Origin of the sequence: Prodigiosinella aquatilis, assembly GCA_030388725.1 — a bacterium.
Lineage (GTDB): Bacteria > Pseudomonadota > Gammaproteobacteria > Enterobacterales > Enterobacteriaceae > Prodigiosinella > Prodigiosinella aquatilis.
On record CP128857.1, the window covers coordinates 4,855,564 to 4,877,292 of the forward strand.

General features: G+C 50.0%; 20 protein-coding genes and 1 pseudogene. 10 read left to right on the forward strand and 11 right to left on the reverse strand.

Going from position 1 to position 21,729, the window contains the following annotated elements; all coding sequences use genetic code 11:
* Nucleotides 1-319: 319 nt before the first annotated feature.
* From PCO85_22600 to PCO85_22620, 5 genes are read left to right on the forward strand one after another with little or no spacing between them, the layout of a single operon-like run.
* On the forward strand, nucleotides 320-1,885 hold the full coding sequence (locus PCO85_22600; protein ID WJV53874.1) for an ABC transporter substrate-binding protein: 1,566 nt from the start codon (nucleotides 320-322) through the stop codon (nucleotides 1,883-1,885).
* On the forward strand, nucleotides 1,885-2,937 hold the full coding sequence (locus PCO85_22605) for an ABC transporter permease (GenBank protein ID WJV53875.1): 1,053 nt from the start codon (nucleotides 1,885-1,887) through the stop codon (nucleotides 2,935-2,937). Before PCO85_22600 ends, PCO85_22605 begins: the two co-directional genes overlap by 1 nt.
* Nucleotides 2,934-3,776, forward strand: coding sequence for an ABC transporter permease (locus PCO85_22610; GenBank protein WJV53876.1), 843 nt, complete (start codon nucleotides 2,934-2,936; stop codon nucleotides 3,774-3,776). The genes PCO85_22605 and PCO85_22610 overlap by 4 nt, the downstream gene beginning before the upstream one ends.
* Nucleotides 3,763-3,906 (forward strand): hypothetical protein, encoded by a 144-nt coding sequence (locus PCO85_22615; GenBank protein WJV53877.1) that lies wholly within the window; start codon nucleotides 3,763-3,765, stop codon nucleotides 3,904-3,906. The genes PCO85_22610 and PCO85_22615 overlap by 14 nt, the downstream gene beginning before the upstream one ends.
* Nucleotides 3,899-4,567, forward strand: coding sequence for an ATP-binding cassette domain-containing protein (locus tag PCO85_22620; GenBank protein WJV56183.1), 669 nt, complete (start codon nucleotides 3,899-3,901; stop codon nucleotides 4,565-4,567). Before PCO85_22615 ends, PCO85_22620 begins: the two co-directional genes overlap by 8 nt.
* A 75-nt stretch (nucleotides 4,568-4,642) precedes the next feature.
* On the opposite strand, the gene arnF is transcribed toward PCO85_22620, so the two are convergent.
* The 10 genes from arnF to PCO85_22670 form a co-directional block, all read right to left on the reverse strand.
* The gene (gene arnF, locus PCO85_22625; GenBank protein ID WJV53878.1) at nucleotides 4,643-5,041 is read right to left on the reverse strand and encodes a 4-amino-4-deoxy-L-arabinose-phosphoundecaprenol flippase subunit ArnF; all 399 of its coding nucleotides are present in this window, start codon (nucleotides 5,039-5,041) and stop codon (nucleotides 4,643-4,645) included.
* Nucleotides 5,038-5,391 (reverse strand): 4-amino-4-deoxy-L-arabinose-phosphoundecaprenol flippase subunit ArnE, encoded by a 354-nt coding sequence (gene arnE / locus PCO85_22630; GenBank protein WJV53879.1) that lies wholly within the window; start codon nucleotides 5,389-5,391, stop codon nucleotides 5,038-5,040. The genes arnF and arnE overlap by 4 nt, the downstream gene beginning before the upstream one ends.
* A complete protein-coding gene (gene arnT / locus PCO85_22635) occupies nucleotides 5,373-7,022 on the reverse strand; it encodes a lipid IV(A) 4-amino-4-deoxy-L-arabinosyltransferase (protein WJV53880.1) in 1,650 nt (549 codons plus the stop codon). Before arnT ends, arnE begins: the two co-directional genes overlap by 19 nt.
* The gene (gene arnD / locus PCO85_22640; protein WJV53881.1) at nucleotides 7,022-7,924 is read right to left on the reverse strand and encodes a 4-deoxy-4-formamido-L-arabinose-phosphoundecaprenol deformylase; all 903 of its coding nucleotides are present in this window, start codon (nucleotides 7,922-7,924) and stop codon (nucleotides 7,022-7,024) included. Before arnD ends, arnT begins: the two co-directional genes overlap by 1 nt.
* A complete protein-coding gene (gene arnA / locus PCO85_22645) occupies nucleotides 7,921-9,903 on the reverse strand; it encodes a bifunctional UDP-4-amino-4-deoxy-L-arabinose formyltransferase/UDP-glucuronic acid oxidase ArnA (GenBank protein WJV53882.1) in 1,983 nt (660 codons plus the stop codon). The genes arnD and arnA overlap by 4 nt, the downstream gene beginning before the upstream one ends.
* Nucleotides 9,900-10,883 carry an undecaprenyl-phosphate 4-deoxy-4-formamido-L-arabinose transferase gene (gene arnC, locus PCO85_22650; protein WJV53883.1) on the reverse strand — a complete coding sequence of 328 codons (984 nt, stop codon included), beginning with the start codon at nucleotides 10,881-10,883 and terminating at the stop codon, nucleotides 9,900-9,902. Before arnC ends, arnA begins: the two co-directional genes overlap by 4 nt.
* Nucleotides 10,870-12,024 (reverse strand): UDP-4-amino-4-deoxy-L-arabinose aminotransferase, encoded by a 1,155-nt coding sequence (arnB, locus tag PCO85_22655; GenBank protein WJV53884.1) that lies wholly within the window; start codon nucleotides 12,022-12,024, stop codon nucleotides 10,870-10,872. The genes arnC and arnB overlap by 14 nt, the downstream gene beginning before the upstream one ends.
* Before the next feature lie 609 nt (nucleotides 12,025-12,633).
* On the reverse strand, nucleotides 12,634-13,293 hold the full coding sequence (locus PCO85_22660) for a DUF799 domain-containing protein (protein ID WJV53885.1): 660 nt from the start codon (nucleotides 13,291-13,293) through the stop codon (nucleotides 12,634-12,636).
* Between the two features lie 12 nt (nucleotides 13,294-13,305).
* Entirely contained in the window at nucleotides 13,306-13,650 is a 345-nt protein-coding gene (locus PCO85_22665; protein ID WJV53886.1) for a DUF4810 domain-containing protein, read from the reverse strand.
* Between the two features lie 18 nt (nucleotides 13,651-13,668).
* On the reverse strand, nucleotides 13,669-14,340 hold the full coding sequence (locus tag PCO85_22670) for a CsgG/HfaB family protein (GenBank protein ID WJV53887.1): 672 nt from the start codon (nucleotides 14,338-14,340) through the stop codon (nucleotides 13,669-13,671).
* 723 nt (nucleotides 14,341-15,063) lie between these two features.
* Between PCO85_22670 and aegA the strand changes: the two genes are divergently transcribed.
* The 3 genes and pseudogenes from aegA to PCO85_22685 all read left to right on the forward strand — a co-directional run bounded on the left by aegA (nucleotide 15,064) and on the right by PCO85_22685 (nucleotide 18,644).
* The gene (aegA, locus tag PCO85_22675) at nucleotides 15,064-17,088 is read left to right on the forward strand and encodes a formate-dependent uric acid utilization protein AegA (protein WJV53888.1); all 2,025 of its coding nucleotides are present in this window, start codon (nucleotides 15,064-15,066) and stop codon (nucleotides 17,086-17,088) included.
* Nucleotides 17,064-17,594, forward strand: a pseudogene (locus PCO85_22680) (4Fe-4S binding protein). Before aegA ends, PCO85_22680 begins: the two are co-directional and overlap by 25 nt.
* 324 nt (nucleotides 17,595-17,918) lie before the next feature.
* Nucleotides 17,919-18,644: a hypothetical protein gene (locus PCO85_22685; GenBank protein ID WJV53889.1), complete on the forward strand. Its 726-nt coding sequence runs from the start codon at nucleotides 17,919-17,921 to the stop codon at nucleotides 18,642-18,644.
* A gap of 114 nt (nucleotides 18,645-18,758) precedes the next feature.
* Here the strand turns inward: PCO85_22685 and PCO85_22690 are convergent, their stop codons facing one another.
* Nucleotides 18,759-20,096, reverse strand: a complete 1,338-nt coding sequence (locus PCO85_22690) for an NCS2 family permease (GenBank protein WJV53890.1) — start codon at nucleotides 20,094-20,096, stop codon at nucleotides 18,759-18,761.
* A 222-nt stretch (nucleotides 20,097-20,318) separates the two neighbouring features.
* Here PCO85_22690 and yieH point away from each other — a divergent pair, with 222 nt between their 5' ends.
* On the forward strand, nucleotides 20,319-20,987 hold the full coding sequence (yieH, locus tag PCO85_22695) for a 6-phosphogluconate phosphatase (protein ID WJV53891.1): 669 nt from the start codon (nucleotides 20,319-20,321) through the stop codon (nucleotides 20,985-20,987).
* A 60-nt stretch (nucleotides 20,988-21,047) separates the two neighbouring features.
* Entirely contained in the window at nucleotides 21,048-21,557 is a 510-nt protein-coding gene (locus PCO85_22700; protein WJV53892.1) for an Lrp/AsnC ligand binding domain-containing protein, read from the forward strand.
* The last annotated feature ends 172 nt before the right edge of the window (nucleotides 21,558-21,729 follow it).

Below are 21,729 nucleotides of genomic sequence, written 5' to 3' on the forward strand. Positions count from 1 at the left end.
TGTTGTTGTTAGTTTATGCCTGGCTCCGGCACGGAGCCAGAACGCCAGGAGATAAACGCCGCATTCATTAGCCCTATTTAATAAAAAATTCAAAGAGTAATAACATATTCGTTTTTTACAGTAATTACTGCGGCGTGATAGAACGGAACAGAGAGTAGCCAATGGTATGGCAGTATGGCTACCGAAGCCGTGCCGATAAAATAACCAATCCGATGCTGTAGTCGTTATTATTAAAAGATATAAGTATAGTTTTTATTAGACTATTTTATATCTACGACCTACCGTAAAATCACCAGAATTCAATGACACAGAGTAAATTATGAAATCATTCACTCTCACATCGCTTGTACTGGCTGTTACGTTTGGATTCTCAGCTCAGGCCGCCACACCCAAGGATACACTGGTTATCGCCCAGTCCATTGATGATGCCAGCAGCTTCGACCCCGCCCAGGGCTTTGAACTGACCACCGTTCAGGCGTTTACCAACCTTTATCAACGGCTGGTACAGTCAGATCCCACCAATCCAACCGACCTGAAGCCCACGCTGGCAGAAAGTTGGCAGGCGGGCAGTGATAACCGCAGCCTGACTTTTACCCTGCGTAAAGGTGCCACGTTTTCCAGCGGAAATCCGGTACGGCCGGAAGATGTGATTTTTTCGCTGGCACGGGTGATCAAGCTCAATCTGGCACCCTCTTTTATTCTGGCACAGCTGGGTTGGGATCCGCAGAATGTTGAGGGTTTTTTAAAAAAAGTTACTGATAATCAAGTTAAAATAAGCTGGTCCGCCAATGTCAGCCCGGCCTATGTGCTCAGTCTGCTCTCCGCACCGGTAGCCTCTATTGTTGATGAAAAAACCGTGCTGGCGCATCAGGAAAAAAATGATTTCGGCCACCAATGGCTAGGTAGCCATTCCGCTGGCAGCGGCCCATTCCAGATTACGAGATATATACCCCATGAAGTGCTGTTGCTGCGAGCCAATCCGGGATCTCCGGCCGGTGCGCCAAAACTGCAAAACATACTGATTAAAAACGTTCCCGAGCCAGCAACCCGCCGTTTACTGCTGGAACAAGGTGATGCAGACATTGCCCGTAACCTGGGTGCCGATCAGATTTCAGCGCTGAAAAACAAACCCGGTGTTAAAGCCCTCGCCATCCCCATGGCATCGGTCTATTACATATTGTTCAATACCAAGGCCAATGCATTAACAGGTAATCCGGCGCTCTGGGAAGCATCAAGGTATCTGTTTGATTACCATGGTATTGCCGATAGTTTGCTGAAAGGACAGTTTCAGGTTCATCAGTCCTTTCTGCCGAAAGGCTTTCTTGGAGCCATCAATGACACGCCCTATCAATATAACCCGCAAAAAGCCCGCGAAATTCTGGACAAAGCCGGTTTGAAAAATGTCAGTTTCCCGCTGATTGTGAGTAACCAGCCGCCTTACATTGATATTGCGCAAGCCTTACAGGCCAGTTTTGCCAAAGGTGGAGTGAAAATCGAGTTGATTCCCGGCATCAGTTCAGAAGTCTCAACGAAAATAAAATCACATGATTACCAGGCGACCATGACCTCCTGGGGCGCGGATTATTTTGACCCGAACACCAACGCGGCTGCTTTTGCTTCCAGCCCGGAAGGCGGTAAAACACTAGCCTGGCGCGCTAACTGGCAGATCCCGGAACTGACCCGACAAACTATCTCCGCCACGGCAGAAAGCGATCCGCAAAAACGGGTGGCAATCTATCAGAAACTTCAGCGGGAAATCATGAAATCTTCACCTTATGTGATTGGTTTACAGGCCAAAAACCTGATTGCCGTGCGTGCAAATCTGAAAGGCTACATTCAGGGAATCAACCCCGACATGGTTTACTACAACCAGGTTACGAAGTAATGGAACCAGATACCGCTCATGCCGGGTTTATCCGACTGGCCAAACAGCGTGCCAGCCGGTTACTAACCGGCATTATCTCGTTGATAGTGACCATGCTGGGGTTACTGGCGTTCACATTTACTTTGTCCCACTTGTCCCCGATCGATCCAGTGCTGCAACTGGCGGGCGATCATGCCAGCGAATCCACTTACGATCAGGCCAGGCACAGTCTGGGTCTGGATCAGCCTGTTATCATGCAATTCTGGCATTACCTGGCGCACCTCGCACAGGGTGATATGGGGATTTCACGTATCACCACTCAGCCGGTTTTCAGTGATTTGCTACGCACCTTCCCGGCCACCTTTGAGCTGGCGACCTGCGCCATTTTGGTCGGCGCAACAGGCGGAATCATACTGGCACTTCTGGCGGCCTTAAAACCGGGGAGCGTACTCGATAATCTGGTCCGATTGATCTCATTGCTGGGCTTCTCCGTACCGGTTTTCTGGCTGGGATTGCTGGGGTTACTCCTGTTTTATGCCGTGCTTCACTGGTCAGCCGGACCGGGCCGACTGGACGATATCTGGATTTATTCGCTGGAGCCGCATACCGGGCTGGTGTTGGTAGATGCCTGGTTGTCAGGCGATAGTGCCATGTTCCGCAATGCCATCGCCCATTTGTGGTTACCGGTTGCAGTGCTTGGCCTGTTATCGATGGCGAGTATTACCCGTTTATTGCGGGCGGCATTACTGGAAGAAAGCAATAAAGAGTATGTGGTGCTGGCGCGGGCAAAAGGCGCAGGTCGCTGGCGCATATTGATCCGGCATGTATTGCCTAATGTGCGGGGTACACTGATTACGGTGCTGGTTATTGCCTATACCAGTCTGCTGGAGGGGTCGGTATTGACGGAAACAGTGTTTGCCTGGCCTGGCGTCGGCCGCTATCTGACCAATGCCCTGTTCGCGGCGGATACGCCCGCGATTCTGGGTGCGACATTGATGATCGGGACTTTATTCATTTTACTGAACGCGCTGGCGGATGCGTTGACGTATTTAACCGATCCGAGAACACGATGACACAACATTTATCTGTCACTAAACCGGTCAGGCGGATCAATACACTGGCGATGGGCACAACACTGGTGGCCATTCTGGTGTTGGTCGCCCTCCTGGCCCCGTGGCTGGCGCCGTTTGATCCTGATATGCAAACGATAACGGCGCGGTTGTTGCCACCTTCCACGCAACACTGGCTGGGAACCGATGGCTTTGGTCGCGACCTGTTATCACGGGTGATTTATGGCGCCCGACCAACGCTGGTGCTGGTTATCCTGATCCTGATTCTTACCATACCGATTGGCATGTTGATCGGTATTACTGCCGGTTATGTGGGCGGCTGGACTGAGCGCATATTAATGCGCGTTACCGATATCGCCATGTCGCTACCCAATCTGGTGATCGCTCTCGCGCTGGTGTCGGTACTGGGTCCCGGGCTGATGAATGGTGCACTGGCGCTGGCGCTAACCAGTTGGCCGCCTTTCGCCCGTCAATCACGGGCAGAAACTCTCGCATTACGCCGCAGTGATTATCTGGCCGCCGCTCGCATGCAGGGAATTACCGGGTTGCGTTTAATGTTTGGGCATATTCTGCCGCTCTGCATGCCCGGCGCTGTGGTACGTGCTGCCCTGAGCCTGGGCGGGATTATTCTTGCCGCCGCCGGACTCGGCTTTCTGGGGATGGGAGTCGCACCGCCAACCGCAGAATGGGGATCGATGGTGGCTGAAGGTGGAAAAGTCATTTTTGATCAGTGGTGGGTAGCTGCCGCACCCGGCATGGCTATTTTACTGGCCAGTCTGGCCTTTAACCTGACTGGCGATGGTCTGAGAGACCGACTGGATACCCGTAATGACAACAACTGACATCCCGTTGATAGACGCACGGCATTTATCCATCACGCTGCCTGATGGCAATGATCTGGTGAAAAATATCTCCTTCACTCTCGGGCAGGAGCGGGTTGCGCTGGAGGTGGCGGCAAATGAGCATGATTGATTTGCAGGCTGTTAGTATCGCGCATAAACAGGGCTATGAACTACTCACCGTGGTACATGATGTCAGTCTGACGGTAGAACCCGGTGAATGCTTTGGCCTGGTAGGACCTTCCGGATGCGGTAAATCGTCACTACTGTGGGTACTGGCCGGTCTTAACGCCCACTGGCAGGGTAAAATGACACTGGCAGGGCATCAGGTTCAGCCTGGGCGCCCTTTTACTGGCAGCTTGCGGCGTGATGTGCAGATGGTATTTCAGGATCCTTATGCGTCATTGCACCCCAAACACCGGCTGCGTCGAACCTTATCCGAGCCACTGAAGTTACTAAAAATACAGGATATTGATGATCGTATTGCAGCCGGGCTGCGTCATGTTGGCCTGGATTCAGCCATGATGAACCGCTATCCGCACCAGCTTTCGGGTGGGCAACGTCAGCGCGTGGCGATAGTCAGAGCCTTATTGCTACAACCCAGAATACTACTGCTGGATGAACCAACGTCGGCACTGGATATGTCGGTGCAGGCGGAGATTCTAAATCTGCTTAACGATCTGAAACAGCAAGATGCGCTGACCATGGTACTGGTGAGCCATGACCCGGATGTGATCGGTTACATGTGTGACCGTGCGGTTTCCATGTCGGCTGGCCATATCGTCAGACCATGAGGCCGGTTACTGGCCCCGGTATTTTTATCCGACACCGCAACGGCAACCGATAATATACAGGTTAGGCCAACCGGCTTAACCTGCATGATGGTTCTGATTATCCGGTTTTCCGCACACCAGCCAGACGCCCACCAGAATCAATCCAATGGCTGCCAGTTTACCGGGGCTGAACCGGTCGGAGAAAACCGGCAGGATCACCGCCAATAGCCACACCAGAACATAACTCAGGCTTAATAACGGATAAACCCGGCTGAGCGGTAAAAAACGCAACGCATTAAACCAGCACAACATGGAAAGCGCATAAGCAACCAAACCGCTCGCCACCGCCACTGTAGCGGATAACGAGGTGAACAGTGACGAGACAAACAGCAGTGGTTCCGTCATCGATGGCAGTTGTGACATGCCCCATTTCATCAACAGTTGCGCCGCGCTCACCAGCAGCACGCTCAACATGGCCCAGCCGTAACCTTTCATACGCTGCTTCCCATCAGGACAACCCCGGCGACAATCAGCACAATCCCCACAGTTTGACGCCAACTGATAACTTCACGCCACAGTACACGGGCAGCCAAGGCGACCAGAATAAAATTCAAGCTCAGCATGGGATAAGCCACACTGACCGGCACTCTCTGCAATACCGCCAACCACAGCAGCATCGCCAGCCCCAGCAGCAGGATACTGATCCCCATCCACAGCAAAATATGGCGATGATGGGAACCCGTGTGTTGCCCACAGGCAGCCTGCTTCTGGCTAAGCTGACCGGCGCAACTCAGCAGGCTCACCACCACAATCAGTACATAGTCGATCACTGCTGACGATACCATAGCAATACCATCCGCCCTTGACGGTACGTGAAATCGGCTTTCGGTACACCCGAAACCGGATCATTCGCTGAGGAAAACTTCAGTATCAACGCCACATTACCGTCACGACGATGTGTCGCCAGCCAATCCGCAAAATGGCTTTGATCCACAAAACGGGATTTTGCGTCAGGATAAGACAACCCGTACTCCAGCTCACCCTGATTATTAAACATGGTGATATCGCTACGTTTGGTTTCCCAGGCAATCGCTGATGCCATACCGGTACTGTCCGACAGAATATAGCGGCTCTGGGCCAGCTGAGGCTGAACCTCCTGCACAAAAATCTGCGGATTTTTGGTTTCGGACACCCGCTGTGGAATAACCATACCAACGGTCAATGCCACACCCAACGGACACAACACCGCCCAATACCAGCGCTGCGCAGATCGACGCAACGTCAGTGCACCGACCACGCCCCAAAACAGGAATGCGCCAGCCGCCAATACCACCTTCATCAGCTCATCATGCTGATAAAGCGGACGATGTGAGAATCCCCACGGAGATAAAACCAGCACAACCACCAGCGCACAAACGACACCAAACAGCAGGTTAATCCAGCCATTCACGGTCAGTATCCGATGTTGCACCAGAGTAGTCACCCGTCGAGCCATCAACATGGCCAACGGCGCAAAACAAGGCAGGATATAAGTGGGCAATTTACCCTTGGCGATGCTGAAAAACAGCAATGGCATCACAACCCAACCCAACAGATAAAAAGCGCCACTGTCCTGTCGTCGCGAACGCCAGCCATTCAGCAGTGACGAAGGCAATAGCGCCATCCACGGCAGTGTACCGGCAAACAGGATCGGCAGGTAATACCAAAAAGGTGCCTTATGCTGGGCATTTTTCTCGGCAAAACGTTGAATATGCTCCACCCAGAAGAAATAGTGCCAGAAATCCGGCTCGTGTTTGGCTATCGCCAGCACCCAGGGTAAGGAAATGACCAGTGCACTGATGATCGCCAACGGCCCGAACAGCAGCACCTCTTTCCAGCGCCGTTGCTGAGTCACCCACGGCAACACCGCGATTACCGGCACCGCCAGCGCCAGAAACCCTTTGGTCATAAACCCCATGCCGCATACCACACCCAGCAGCAGATAACCGTTTATCTTGCCGCTGCGAGTTGTCGCCTGCGCTGCCAGCCAGAAGCTGCACATGCCAGCGGCCAGCCACAGGGCAATCATCGGGTCCAGCACAGCGTAAGTGCCAATGCCGTAAACCAGCAGACTACTCAGATAAATTATCACCGCCAGAAAAGCGGTTTTACGCTGCTGCCACAGGCGTAGCGTCAGCCAGTACACCAGCCCGGCGGTTAGCAAGATAGAAAACACCGAACCAAAGCGTACCGCAAAATTGCTATCGCCAAACAACCACTGACTCAGATTATTAATCCAGTAACCCGCCACGGGTTTTTCAAAATAACGCAGGCCAAGAAAATGGGGCACCACCCAGTTTCCGCTAGCCAGCATTTCACGACTGATCTCTGCATAGCGGGTTTCATCCGGTTGCCATAGAAAACGGCCATTAAGCGGAATCAGGTAATAGAGCGCCAACAATCCCAGCCACATGATGGCCTGTCCAGCCTGTTTCATCAGTATGCGTCTCCCACTGACTGCTGGCATCCCAACCATCCGTCACGTCCCGCAAGCGTACCACGGACAATACGGCCCAACGGCAACGTAGCAAGGTCGGCGGGCAATAACTCACTTAACGGGCAGAACTGAATGCCTTCTTGTTTAGCCATCGTCAACAACTCGTCAAACTTTCCGTTCATCAAAATACCTTCCACCTCAGCGTGAATGGTATAGACCGGTGTGCCTTCATCCTGCTTGATCCGATCAAGAATGTAGCGGTTAAAATCATCAGCATTGGTTTCCCGGCCAATGGCTTCATCCCAGGTCGGCAGCGTAACCGGAATCTGTACGGTACCGGTAGAACCATCATCCAGCAGCGGCCGGAACGGCGCGGTGCCACGACAATCACTGTTGTAATGAAATGGGAACGCCTGTTTGGCTTCGACCACGTTCTGATCGGCCCGCCAGCCCGCCACCGCCGAACACATCACGGGTTGGTGGGTAATCTCAGACAGCGCGTCATATGCCAGTTGGATTTGCTGTTTCATTTTGGCCCGATCCCACACACCGGCCCAGGTTTGCCAGGCAAAATGATCCCAGGCGTGTAACCCAACCTCATGACGTTGCGTGGCGGCGCTGATTTGTCCGGCCAGGCCGCGACTAATCACTCGGCCGGGCCAGGCCGTACCGGCCAGCAGAATATCCCAGCCGTACAGGGATGCTGCGTGTGAACGCAGCATTTTCCACAGAAATACCGGTCGAATCAGACGCCATAAATGGCGGCCCATGTTATCGGGGCCCAAACTGAAGAAAAAGCTGGCCCTGACACCATGAGTCTCCAGTGACGTCAGCAGGCGAGGAACCCCCACCCGCGTCCCACGCCAGGTATCAACGTCAATCCTTAACCCCACTTTTCTCATTCAGCCGTTCCCGCCTGCTCAACCGTGTTGAGGAAGAAATCCAGCGTATCCGCCACCGTCAGTTCCATGTCGATGGTAGGCTCCCACTGCAACAGGCGTTTTGCGTTACGGATGGAGGGCTTACGATGCTCCACATCCTGATAGCCTTTACCGTAATAGCTGCTGCTTTCCACTTCACGGAAACCGGCAAACGGCGGGAACTGATTACGCAGCGGATGCGCTTCAAAGCACTTAAGCAACATTTCCGCCAATTGACGGATGCTGGCTTCATTGTCCGGGTTGCCAATATTGATGATCTGCCCATCACAAACCCCATCCCGGTTTTCAATGATACGGAACAGCGCTTCCACACCATCTTTGATATCGGTGAAGCAGCGTTTCTGTTTCCCGCCATCAACCAACTTGATGGGAGAACCTTCCACCAGATTCAGGATCAACTGCGTGATGGCACGAGAACTTCCGATACGCGCCGCATTCAGATTATCCAGCCGCGGCCCCATCCAGTTGAACGGGCGGAACAACGTAAAGCGCAGCGCTTCTTTTTCGCCATAAGCCCAGATAACACGGTCCAGCAACTGTTTAGATACCGAATAAATCCAACGCTGTTTATTGATAGGCCCGACAATCAGGTTGGAATTATCTTCATCAAACATCGGATCGGTACACATGCCATAGACTTCAGACGTGGACGGGAAAATAATGCGTTTTTTATATTTCACGCAGTCACGGATGATTTTCAGGTTTTCTTCAAAATCCAGCTCAAAGACGCGCAGCGGGTTGCGGGTGTACTCGATAGGCGTGGCAATCGCCACCAGCGGCAACACGACGTCGCATTTTTTAATGTGGTATTCAATCCACTCGGAATGAATGCTGATGTCGCCTTCCACAAAATGGAAACGGGGATTGTCCAGGAAGCGGGCGATAGCATCAGAGCTGATGTCCAACCCAAAGATTTCGTACCCATCTTCCTGCAACAGCCGCTCGGTAAGGTGGTTACCGATAAAACCGTTAACCCCAAGAATCAACACCCGGGTACGGCGTTTCATACTAATCACGGGCGCATTATTGAGAATGGCACCGGTCACCAGACCCAGGCTTTCCGCCAACTGCGAACCCTGTAGGTAGATCCCGTTATCGCCCTGACCGGTAATCACTTCCAGCGCATCATTGCCACAGGCAATCACCAGCGGAGACGTACTCAGTACCGTGCCCGGATTGGCTGCCGGGAAATCAGCACGCACAGCGGCCTGCCAGATAATGAATTTCGTGGTACCCACATAGCTGAATGCGCCCGGCCACGGCTCAGTTACGGCGCGTACCAGGTTATATGTCGTCTTCGCTGGCTGTTCCCATCGGATACGGCCATCTTCCGGCGTACGACGGCCAACCGTCGTCGCTTCATGCTCGTTTTGTGGTGTTTCACTGAAATGACCGGAAGCGATGCCCGGCAAAGCCGCTGCCAGTAATTGTCCGGCGGCATCCCGCACTTTGCCATGCAAGCTCAACGCCGTATCTTTTTCGTCGATGGCGATACGTTGCTGGGCAACAATATTGCCCGCATCAGCCTGGGATACCATACGGTGTAACGTCACACCGGTTTCCGTTTCCCCATTCACCAGCACCCAGTTCAGCGGTGCCCGACCACGATAACGCGGCAATAGCGAACCATGCAGGTTAAAGGCTCCCTGACGGGCGCACTGCAAAATATCGTCACTGAGCAGATTACGATAATAGAACGAGAAAATGACATCCGGCGACATCGCTGCCACACGCTCAACCCACAACGGGTGATTCACATCATCCGGCGCAAAAACGGGAATACCGAATTCCGCTGCCGTGCGGGCAACAGAACCGAAAAAGTGATTCTCAGCAGGGTTATCGGGGTGAGTAAAAATAGCCTTGATGGTATAACCCGCTGTCACTAACGCGCGAATACCCACGCAGCCGATATCATGGTAAGCAAAAACAACTGTATTCATTCTTCATTGTCCTGATGAGAAAGTTGGCGATCATTACTGACGATATGTTGAATAAAGTAGCGAGGGCGGGCGCGGACATCGTTATAGATGCGGCCGATATATTCCCCCAGCAGGCCCATAGCGACAAACTGGGCACCGATGAACGTGAATAACACGGCGAATAGCGTAAACACGCCTTCGGCAGCCCATACCGAACCAAAAAAAATACGAAGTACAATCAGGAGTAACGCCAGCGTAAAGCCGGAAATGGCAATCACGCTACCCACCAGACTTAGCAAACGCAATGGTGTGGTAGTGAGGCAAGTCACCAGGTCATACATCAGATTAATCAGCTTCATGAAGCTGTATTTGGAATCACCGAATTCCCGTTCGGCATGCTTAACGGTGATCTCGGTCGTTCGGCGGGCAAAAGTATTGGCCAGAATCGGAATGAAGGTGCTGCGCTCATGGCAATGCAGCATGGCATCAACAATATGGCGGCGATAGGCGCGCAGCATACAACCGTAATCACTCATGGCCTTGCCTGTGGTACGCTGAATCAACTGGTTGATCAGCCGGGACGCCAATTTACGGAACACGCTATCCTGACGGTTCTGGCGGATAGTCCCCACCACGTCGTAGCCTTCATTGGCCGTTTGCACCAACCGGGGGATCTCTTCCGGTGGATTTTGCAAATCGGCATCCAGCGTGATGATCAGATCACCGCTAACATGGCTGAAACCCGCCATAATTGCCGAATGCTGGCCATAGTTACGGTTCAGCACCACGGCGACAATATGACTGTCGGTAGCCTGCGCCGCGGCAGTCATTAATTCGGTAGAATCATCGCTGCTACCATCATCCACCAGCAAAATTTCATAATCGGTGCCCAGTAAATCGCAGGCCGCCGTGGTACGCCGGATAAGCTCCGGCAGACTTTCCTGTTCATTGAAAACCGGAATAACCACGGACACTTTTTTTATTTTTTCAGCTCCTGCCATGTTTGTTCTCCGCTAATACTGTTAATGCTTCTATCACGCGGTCTACATCCGCGTCTGTCATATCCGGGAACAGTGGCAATGAGCAAATGCGCGCTGAATTCCAGTCCGTATTGGGAAGATGAACATCAGGAAAACGTTCGCGATAATACTTTTGGGTATGTGCAGCACGGAAATGCAGACCCGTGCCAATATTGCGCGCTTTCAGTTCCTGCATTAATGCATCGCGGCTAATGCCACAGCGTTCTTCATCCACCCGGATGATAAACAGATGCCAGGCGTGCTGATGCGGCCATGTCGGTTGTGCCAATGGCTGGAATGGCAATGCGGCCAGTTTTTGCAAATAACGCTGTGCCAACGCTTCACGGCGAGCATTAAGTACCGGCAACTTATGCAGTTGAACCAGCGCAATGGCGGCATTGATATCCGGCAGGTTATATTTGAATCCCGGTGAAATCACTTCCGCCTGCGGTGCCCGCCCCTGAACCATTCGATCAAAGGCGTCCACGGCCAGACCATGAAATTTGAGACTGCGAATGCGACTTGCCAGCTCATCGTCATCGGTTACCACCATGCCGCCTTCGGCACAGGTCATATTCTTGATGGCATGGAAAGAAAAAATCGCGGTACCGTCATGACCAACATGCTGCCCACGATAGTAGGTGCCGCAAGCATGGGCCGCATCCTCAATCACAGGAATACCGTGGCGACGCCCGATATCCCGAATAGCATCGATATCCGCCGGCGCACCGGCATAATGCACCGGGATAATGGCTTTGGTACGTGGTGTGATGGCGGCTTCAATCACTTCAGGCGTCACCATTAGTGTATCCCGGTCAACATCCACCATCACTGGCTCGGCACCGAGAAGAACGATCATATTTAAGGTGGAAACCCAGGTGAGCGAAGGGGTAATCACTTCATCACCCGCAGAAATACCTAGCGCCATCAGGGTAACGTGCATCCCACCGGTAGCAGAACTGACGGCAATTGCATGTTTGGCCCCCGTCAGAGTGCAAAATTGCTGTTCAAGTTCCTGGTTTTTAGGGCCAGTGGTAATCCATCCGGATCGCAGAACCTGTTCAACTGCGGCGAGTTCCTCTTCACCTAACGCGGGACGGGAAAAAGGTAAAAAATCGGCCATTTCAGGAATTCACTCTTGAGTTTAATTAAAGGCTGGCAATACTTTTTTACGATTTTATCGCGATAATGAAACCAGCCACGTTTATTACTGGTTAACAAGTCAGAATAAATAAAGATATGACTCCTCAAGTACAACGTCAGTTGATGGCAGAGTGATGACTTATCAATAAGATTCTGCACACAACTGTCATGGAGTGTGAGCATAACCCTAATTTCTTAGTTAAATATTAAGAACCCCAGTATCTGCTATCACTTTTCGCCTTAAAAGGGTAACAAGTTATTTTTCAACGAACACGCAACAATCTCTCTGTAATAAAAAATTCAACAAAACGCGATCAAGGATAATGGTTAAATAGGTAAAAATTTTTACGTATTTACTTCAATTCATTTACCAAAATGGCTGAAATAGATGATAACTCATTAATAATTAATACTAATTCAATGATAGTAAACGTATTCAGAACTACAAATACCATCCACAAACCTGTCATTTCTCCATTGAGAAATGACAGCAAATACAGGAACAACAGTGAAGTGATTCACGACGTAAAAAAACCGCCCATGTAAACATGCACGGTTTGGATAAAGATAAAAGCACTATGCTGATAACTTACCTGGCATCTTTACCATACAAAGGGGAACGCGGCCCATAAAGAATATGCCCAGGGCCACCGGCAGTCAGCAGCCTGGCACTAGTGATGCCGGCAATATCATGGCCTTTGTCGGTTATTGTATTGGCTATTTGGTTAATAGCAGCCTGTACCAGCAACCCGATAATGCCGTTATTGGAATTTGACTGATCCTCGTTGGTGGAGGCGGTTGCTGCACCTTTCCACAACTCTTTACCCGTTCTTAAGTCAACAAGGCGAGCGTTGGCTGTCACCCGTGTTTCACTGTTAATCACCTGGTATTTAGATCCGTAATCGGTAATATCCAAATATAATGCTGCATCAGCACCAAAAATCTGATGAAGTCGGGAAACATTAACCGCCTGAATATCCTGTGCAGTCATTAATCCATTCTGTTTGAACGTTTCATCAACGACCGCAATCGGCAGCACATAGTAGCCAGATTCCGCCAACGGATAGGTTACTTGCGTCAGAAAACTGGCACCGGCATTGATATCAGGAGAGTGATTGAGTGGCGGCAATACCAGAATAGACTTTGGTTTGCTCTGCTTAAATGCGGTGTAATCATAAGAAACAGGTTTTGCACAACCTGTCAGCACCAAAACACCAGCAAGGCTGACGAATGCTAAAAAACGCTTCATTTACTTTTTCCCTTATTTTTTGCTCAACAGAAAATCCATAAAAGGTGCTGATTCTGGAAACTGCGTTTTTTCAGCTTCAAACTGCTGACGCGCATTTCCTGTATTGCCGGTTTTGGCATACAGCAGCCCCAGTTGGGCATGTAATCCTGGCGGAACAGGTTTATTCTTGGCTTTAGCAATGTCCAGCGACTTATTAAGTGATGCGATCTGTTCTTCAGGACTGGCTTTATCTTGTTGATAATATTGATAAAGAGTAGACTGATAATTATCCCAGCTATATGTTGTTTTAGGCGCAGAAGCACAACCTGCCAATGCCGATATCGTCAATAACAAAACTGTTTTCTTATTAAATAGCATTCCTGTTTTCCTATTCCATTAGTTTGCCGGGTGCCATGCACCGCTTTCAATACCAGCAACCAGGTTGTTTACAGCTTCACGGATCGCCAAATCCAGAACTTTACCGTTTAACGTGGAGTCATAGCTTGCTGTGCCACCAAAACCAATGATTTCACGGTTCGACAAGGTATATTCACCGGCGCCTTGTACGGAGTACACCACTTCCGACGTCTGAACGTTAACAACGTTCAACGTGGTTTTTGCATAGGCAATTTGTGATTTCCCCCGACCCAGAATGCCCCATAATTGATGGTCGCCCACTTCTTTACGGCCAAACTCGGTAACATCACCGGTGATGACATAGTTTGCACCTTTCAAGGTCTGAGCTTGCCCTTTGATACCGGCTTCGGTTTTCAGCTCATCCATATTGGTGCGATCGAGCACATTAAAACGGCCAGTTTGCTGTAAGTGACTCACCAGAATGGTTTTCGATTGGTTCCCCAAACGGTCAACACCGTCAGAGAAAATGCCATTCATATAGTTAGAGCGATTCTCAAATTTACCCACAGAAATGGGGCTACGTATTCCCTGATATGGGGTGTTGAAAGACGACACCTTCGGCACTTCAACGGTATGTGAAGATTCTGTCGCGCATCCGCTCAGTAACGTTACTGATATAAAAAAAGAACAAAGAAGGTTTTTTTTACTCATCACTAGTCCATTAATAAAATACTGCTGTTTTATGTTTTGAAACAACGGGTTCCTCGTTATCAGACATATCTGCCGGATAACCGCGGCTATTATGATTATTGTTAAGATAAGTAACCACTTATTTCATCATTAAAAATTACAGCACCACGAGAATGATGGATGATCCCTCTTTTCTGCTCCTGAAACGGCCTCATTAGGTTAATTGCACGAACAGTTTTGGTTATTTCCCCCTCATATTACCTGTCCTATATCAAGATCGTTCGCATACAGAGCCGCTAGGATAAAAATCAATAAATGGAGGGATTGTTGTATTTTCTCCTGACGAGATCCGTGCCACCCCCTTCCAGAAATAACTTCTGGGTGACCAGACTAAAAATCAGAAATGACAGGCAGAGAGGTCGAAAAACAGAAGTAAGTACACACTTATATGCACCATACTATACCCAAGAGATATCGAGTCGCAGGAAGACAGAAAGTGACGGGATCCCGATGAGCTTGCTTTGATAAGTGATTCGGGTGATCAAATCTGTCGAGGGCGGAGTTGAACGCCGCTTACAGCAGCCTCAAAAGGGCGAGGTCCAATGATGGGCCGAGCCATTGAGCGCCATCAACGTCCCTGCAACTTGAGAGATGACGGGTATTATATAGGGTGTGAAAACAGCCGTGTTCTTGTCACACCGCTCTGCTTCCTTGTAACGCTATCCATCCATGTCAGGAGACGATATGAACAGGTTTGTTATCGCAAATGCGAAGGATTGTATTGGCTGTAGAGCCTGTGAAATTGCCTGTGTTATTTCACATAACAACAACCGCTACCCAAATAACGCCGACACATTTAAGCCACGCATCAAGGTATTTAACACGCCAGAACTCCGTTCTGCCGTAACCTGCCGTCATTGTGAGGATGCCCCTTGTGCCGCAGTCTGCCCTACCCAGGCGCTGGTGAAAAAAAATGATAGCATCCAGCTCATTCAGGACAAATGCATTGGCTGTAAAACCTGTGTATTGGCCTGTCCGTTTGGCGCCATGTCCATGGTGACAGACTCGCCCCAGGGAATCGAGCATGCCTATAAGTGCGATCTTTGCATTGACCGTCCAGAGGGACAGGCCTGTGTGGAAGCCTGCCCGACGAATGCCCTGCATCTGGTTAGTGAGAGCTCACTTGAGGCGCGACGTCGCGAGAAACAACGGGACATGGCACTACGTGCTGCGCCAGACGGGCAAAGGGCTACGTCAATACTGAACCAGACGACCTGTCATCCACTGGAGAAAAGAAAAGACTGGCCACGCCTTGACGCCCCAAAAAAACCGCTGAACGAAAGGGTATCCACGTTCAAAGAAATCTATTACGGCTTTACGCCCGACCAGACCAAAGATCAGGCCGGACGCTGCCTTGTCTGCGGCAAACACTCCATCTGCGAATGGACTTGCCCATTGCATAACCAGATTCCCACCCTGCTCCGGTTAGCAAAAGAGGGGCGAATTTTCGAAGCGGCAGAGCTTTCCCATAGCACCAGTAGTTTGCCGGAAATATGCGGCCGTGTTTGTCCACAGGATAGGCTATGTGAAGGTGCCTGTACGCTAGGCAAAGAGTATGGCGCCGTCACCGTAGGAAATATTGAGCGATACATCACCGACACAGCACTGAAAATGGGATGGAGACCTGATTTAACCCATGTCATCCCCACCGGAAAACGTGCGGCGATCGTTGGTGCCGGCCCGGCGGGGCTAGCCTGTGCCGACGTCCTGACGCGTAACGGAGTGCAGGCCGTGGTGTTCGATCGCCACCCGGAAATCGGTGGTCTGCTAACATTCGGTATTCCTCCTTTCAAGCTGGATAAAGACGTTCTGGTACAGCGCCGTGCCATTTTCAGTGAAATGGGCATCGAATTCCGTCTTAACACTGAAGTGGGAAAAGATATCTCTCTGGCGCTGTTACTGGAGGAGTTCGACACAGTATTTTTGGGCGTCGGCACCTATCGCTCAATGAAGGCCGGTCTGGAAAATGAAGATGCCCCTGGCGTGTATGACGCGCTACCCTTCCTGATTGCCAACACTAAACGGGTCATGGGATTGCCGGAACTGGAGCATGAACCCTACATTTCCATGGCGGGAAAACACGTGCTGGTACTAGGGGGGGGTGATACGGCTATGGATTGCCTGCGCACCGCTATCCGACAAGGCGCTGAATCTGTTACCTGTGCCTATCGCCGCGATGAAGCCAATATGCCTGGATCGAAGAAGGAAGTGAAAAATTCCCGCGAGGAAGGGGTGGAATTTATGTTCAATGTCCAGCCACAGGAAATCTGCCTGAATCAGCAAGGTGAGGTCTGCGGCATCAGTTTGATCCGCACTGAACTTGGCGAACCTGACGCCAGCGGACGGCGGCGGCCATGCCCAATAGCAGGTTCGGAGTTTATTCAGCCTACGGATGCTATCATCACAGCGTTTGGTTTTCAGGCTCACAGCATGCCCTGGCTGGAAGCCGCACAGATACAATTGAACAAGCGGGGATATATCACCGCTCCCGCACAGGGACAATTTCCTTGCCAGACCAATCATCCCCGGATTTTTGCGGGCGGTGATGTCGTACGCGGGGCCGATTTAGTGGTAACCGCCATTGCTGATGGGCGCAAAGCCGCCTTGGGAATGATTAAAACCATGGGATTAGACGTTGCCGAGGCACAAGAGCCAGCGACATCACTGGCTTCCACGTTTAACTCATCACGAGAAGAGCACCTGCCGTAAATCATTTTATCATTGCAGGTGCGGGGAAATGCATCGGTTGCCGAACGTGTGAAATCGCGTGTGTATTAGCTCATGTCAGTGGAACGCGAACAACACTGGGCAAAACGCATTTTTTCCCGCGCCTGAAGGTAATTAAAAATGCTAAGGTGAGTACACTGTGCTGTGCCATCAATGTGACAATGCGCCTTGTGCCAGAGTGTGTCCTCATGACGCGCTGGTACGCCATCATGACAGTATCCAGGTCATCCAGTCACACTGCATTGGCGGTGAAAGCTGCGTTATTATCTGCCCATTTAGGGCTATAAATGCAGTAGTGAATACTAACTTATATGTTGAAGAAGCCTTATCTTCGTCAAGTAGCGCTGGCGTAGCAGGATGGACCATCCTGCGTAAGTGTGTGCCCGACTTCAGTCTTCAAGTTGGTTACTTCGCAGAACCTGCATCAGCAGATCGACAAAAAGCGGCAACAATCAGCTCAGGATAACGCGGGAATACATTTGTTCTGAACAACCAGTCCGCGGAACCAGGAAGGCTTCTGCGGATACAAAGCCTGTCCCTTTGTCGAGTGCACGCATTTATTTATAAGTGCTACTGTTAATGAATGCCGCTGGCAAAAAGCCAGACGATTATTTCGTGTCGATAAAAAATAAAATTAGTTTCAATTAAAAATCTGTTTTGATGTATTCAAATCGGGAAAAGATAATTATCGCCGATTTATCCATCAATTTTTCTTTAGTTCATATTTTAGTCTGATAATATGAGTCTGTAGTGATTTATATATCACCGATTCAACCTAAAACGATTATGTTTCTTGTCATCATGGAGTGAATATGGCCTGTCATTTCGTCAGGTGGACCAGCACGGAAGCTTTGCCCGATCTACAGCGATTATCGGATGATCTCATCTCATCAACACAAGGATTTTCCGTGAAACGCCGAGAACGATATCTGAAAAGCAGGGCGCTTCTAGCAGAGATGATGTTCTATTTCTTTGGCTATCCCGTTCTCCCACCTATGATGGTCTCTCCCAACGGAAGACCCTGTTTTATTGATCCTCATCTTCCCGATTTCAGCTTCGGGTATGCTGGTAATACCATCGCTATCCTTCTGAGTGAAGAAGGTAAAGTCGGCATGGATGTAGAAATCGTCCATATATGGTCAAATCAGAAAATACAGACCCACGCAGAAAAAGCCTGGATTGAGGCGCAGCTTGACCCACTGGAAGCGGCCACTCAACTGTGCACCATCCGTCAATCGATCTTGAAAATTCCCGGCTTCAACAAGGGAGAACCGGAGTCGCTAAAACTTCATCCGGCTTCAGGCCGACTGCGATCCAAACATGTTCCAGAGGTCGAAGTCATTAGTGATATTGATGATTATCTGGCGTGGGCCTGTGCACATACACCTACACTGAACCAGCTAGTTCTCTGGAACTACACTTCAGCTTGTGGCATGAGAAAATCCGGTGAAATCATACAGCAACAACGTCAGTCCCGGCGCTATATGAAGCTGACCAGCCACTCGGCGGAAAAAGTAACTTCCCTATTTGCATTGTAGTAAACGCGACTTTTCACCAGCACGACAAAACGGAATTAATAAATTTGGACCGATTGGGTGAAATAATGAAGGGAGAAGAAACGCTCCGGGATATCCCCGGAGCGGGCCGCATGATTAATGAGCGTCGATAAAAATAATTTTTAACAGGAACAGTATGGCAACCACGATCACGCATGGGCTGATATCGCGCCAGCGGCCCGTTGCCAACTTCATCACGCAGTAAGAGATAAAACCTAATGCAATACCTTCGGTGATAGAAAAACTGAATGGCATCATTATCGCAGTAATAAACGCCGGTACCGCTTCAGTCAGATCGTCCCACTTCACTCGTGACAGGCTCGACGTCATTAACACACCGACATAAATCAACGCCCCCGCAGCCGCATAAGCAGGCACCATGCTGGCTAATGGTGAAAGGAACATGACCAGCAGGAACAACAAGCCGACAACAACGGCGGTCAGACCGGTACGCCCCCCCACAGATACACCGGAAGAGCTTTCAATATAGGCAGTGACAGAAGATGTACCGATAAAGGAACCGACAACGGAACTGATGCTGTCTACAAACAGAGCTTGCTTCATACGCGGGAACTTGCCGCGCGCATCAACCAGCCCCGCTTTGTCTGTCACACCAATCAATGTGCCGGAGGAGTCGAACAGGTTAATCAACATAAATGTGAAGATAACGCCCGACAACCCCAAATTCAGCGATCCGGCCAAATCAACCTGGCCCACCACATTCCCCACGCTCGGCGGCATGGAAAATACGCCGGCCATCTTCACATCACCCAACAGCAGGCCAATAGTCGTGGTCACAACGATGGATATCAGCACTGCCGCGTGAATATTCCGGGAAGCCAACACCACAATGATGAAAAAACCCAATGCCCCCAGCAACACACTGTGAGACGTCAGTTGACCGACACTCACCAGTGTTTCCGGGTTCGGTACAATAATCCCGGCATTCTTCAGCCCCATCATGGCAATAAATAAACCGATACCACTGGCGATACCCAGCCGCAGACTCTGGGGAATATTGGCTATCATCCAGTAACGGATCTGTAAAATCGTCAGGATAAGGAAACCGATGGCACCCCAGAAAACAGCCCCCATCGCTACCTGCCATGGCAACCCCATCGCCTTAACGACCACGAAGGCAAAAAAAGCATTCAACCCCATCGCGGGCGCCAATGCTACTGGCAGATTAGCCAGCAATCCCATGAAAATACTACCAAATGCGGCAATCAGACAGGTGGTAACGAACACCGCTCTGGTATCCATTCCGGCAATTCCGAGGATCTGTGGGTTAACAAATACGATGTAGACCATTGTCAGGAAGGTAGTGAATCCGGCAATAATTTCAGTACGTGCCGTTGTATCGTGCTGTTTTAATTTAAACACACGTTCCAACAGGCCTTGCCTCACAGCAAGGTCAGATTGAGGTTTATCCATTATTAATGACCTAAAGAAAGAAAAGATAATTGTCAGGTATCCTATAACAAAATGTGAACCAGTTAACGCCGTTCACTGGTTTTTTTTGATTCATAAGAAATTCATATGAATTATTTACGCCATTCAACGCAACCGCGACTTAAAGTATGATGGATATATCGCGATATTCTACTGCTGGGTTAAAGTGTCAGACATAATTCATCTCACCAATAAGGATGTTTCATGCTCTCGGTTGAATGTGTTTTGTTTGATTGTGATGGCACGCTGGTAGATAGCGAAGGGTTATGCTGTCAGGCCTATGTGAATATTTTTGTACCGTATGGTGTTCAGTTATCGCTGGATACCATGATTAAAACCTTTAAAGGTACAAACCTGAGCGACATTGTCTCCCGCGTCAGCCAGCAATATGATCTCCACGACGCTTCACCGAAAGATCTCGAACGTCACTATCGTCAGGAAGTGGCCCGGTTATTCGAAGAATCCCTGCAACCCATCCCCGGCGTACGCGAATTACTGCAAACACTGATAGTGCCAACTGCCGTGGTTTCCAATGGTCCGGTCAGTAAAATGCAACATTCACTGGGGTTAACCCAACTGCTGGATTTTTTCGGCACACAGCTCTACAGCGGCTACGACATTGGTAAATGGAAACCCGATCCGGCACTGCTTTATCACGCTGCAGAACAAATGGACGTTGCAATAGAACGTTGCGTTCTGGTGGAAGATTCTGTCGCTGGCACCCAGGCCGGGATTGCAGCGGGTATTCCCGTATTTTACTACTGTGCCGATCCGCACAATACCCCGATTCACCATCCACTGGTCACCATGTTTGATGACATGAATGAATTACCACAGCAGTGGCGTGAAAGAGGCTGGAATATTGTTGAGTGACCTGATGACGATACAACACTTGTGTCGACCCATCACCTGCGTTAGTGAGAAAACCATATAATGAAAGCCAAATCCCCGAACGTTACACCTCCGGCAGAAGAGCGGAAATCTTACGAACTGGATCGCTTTGATACCGCAATTCTCCGACTGTTGCAGGCAGACTCTTCCATATCAAATGTTGCGTTGGCAGAAAAGGTCAACCTTAGTCCGCCAGCCTGTCTAAGACGCGTTGAACGGCTTAAACAGATTGGCTTGATAAAGCATTTCGTCGCCTTGCTCAATCCACAAGCACTCAATGCTGGTCTGGTAGTATTGATCGGTGTCGTGCTGGATCGTTCAACACCCAATTCGTTTGAGGATTTTGAATCCTCCGTACAGAAGATCAGCGGTTGCATGGAGTGTCATGTGGTTACGGGTGAATTTGATTATATTTTGATGATCAGGACCAAAGACAATCAAAGCTTTAATCGCCTTCATGCTGAACAATTGCTTTTCCTGCCCGGTGTCCGCCAGATCCGCTCCTTTATCGGGCTCAGAGAGGTGCTTTCCACAACACAATTGACATTCTGACGCGGAAAATACAGGGAGGGTTCTCGACCGGAGTTGCCGCCGCCATAGTTAATGACGCTGAGTGTAATTTTATTTCGTTTTTTTGTTTTTATTGAAATAACCTCAATTATTTTTTCTTTTTACCGCAATTTAAATAAAAAACACAAAGGTATTTAGCAATTTAAATTCAATT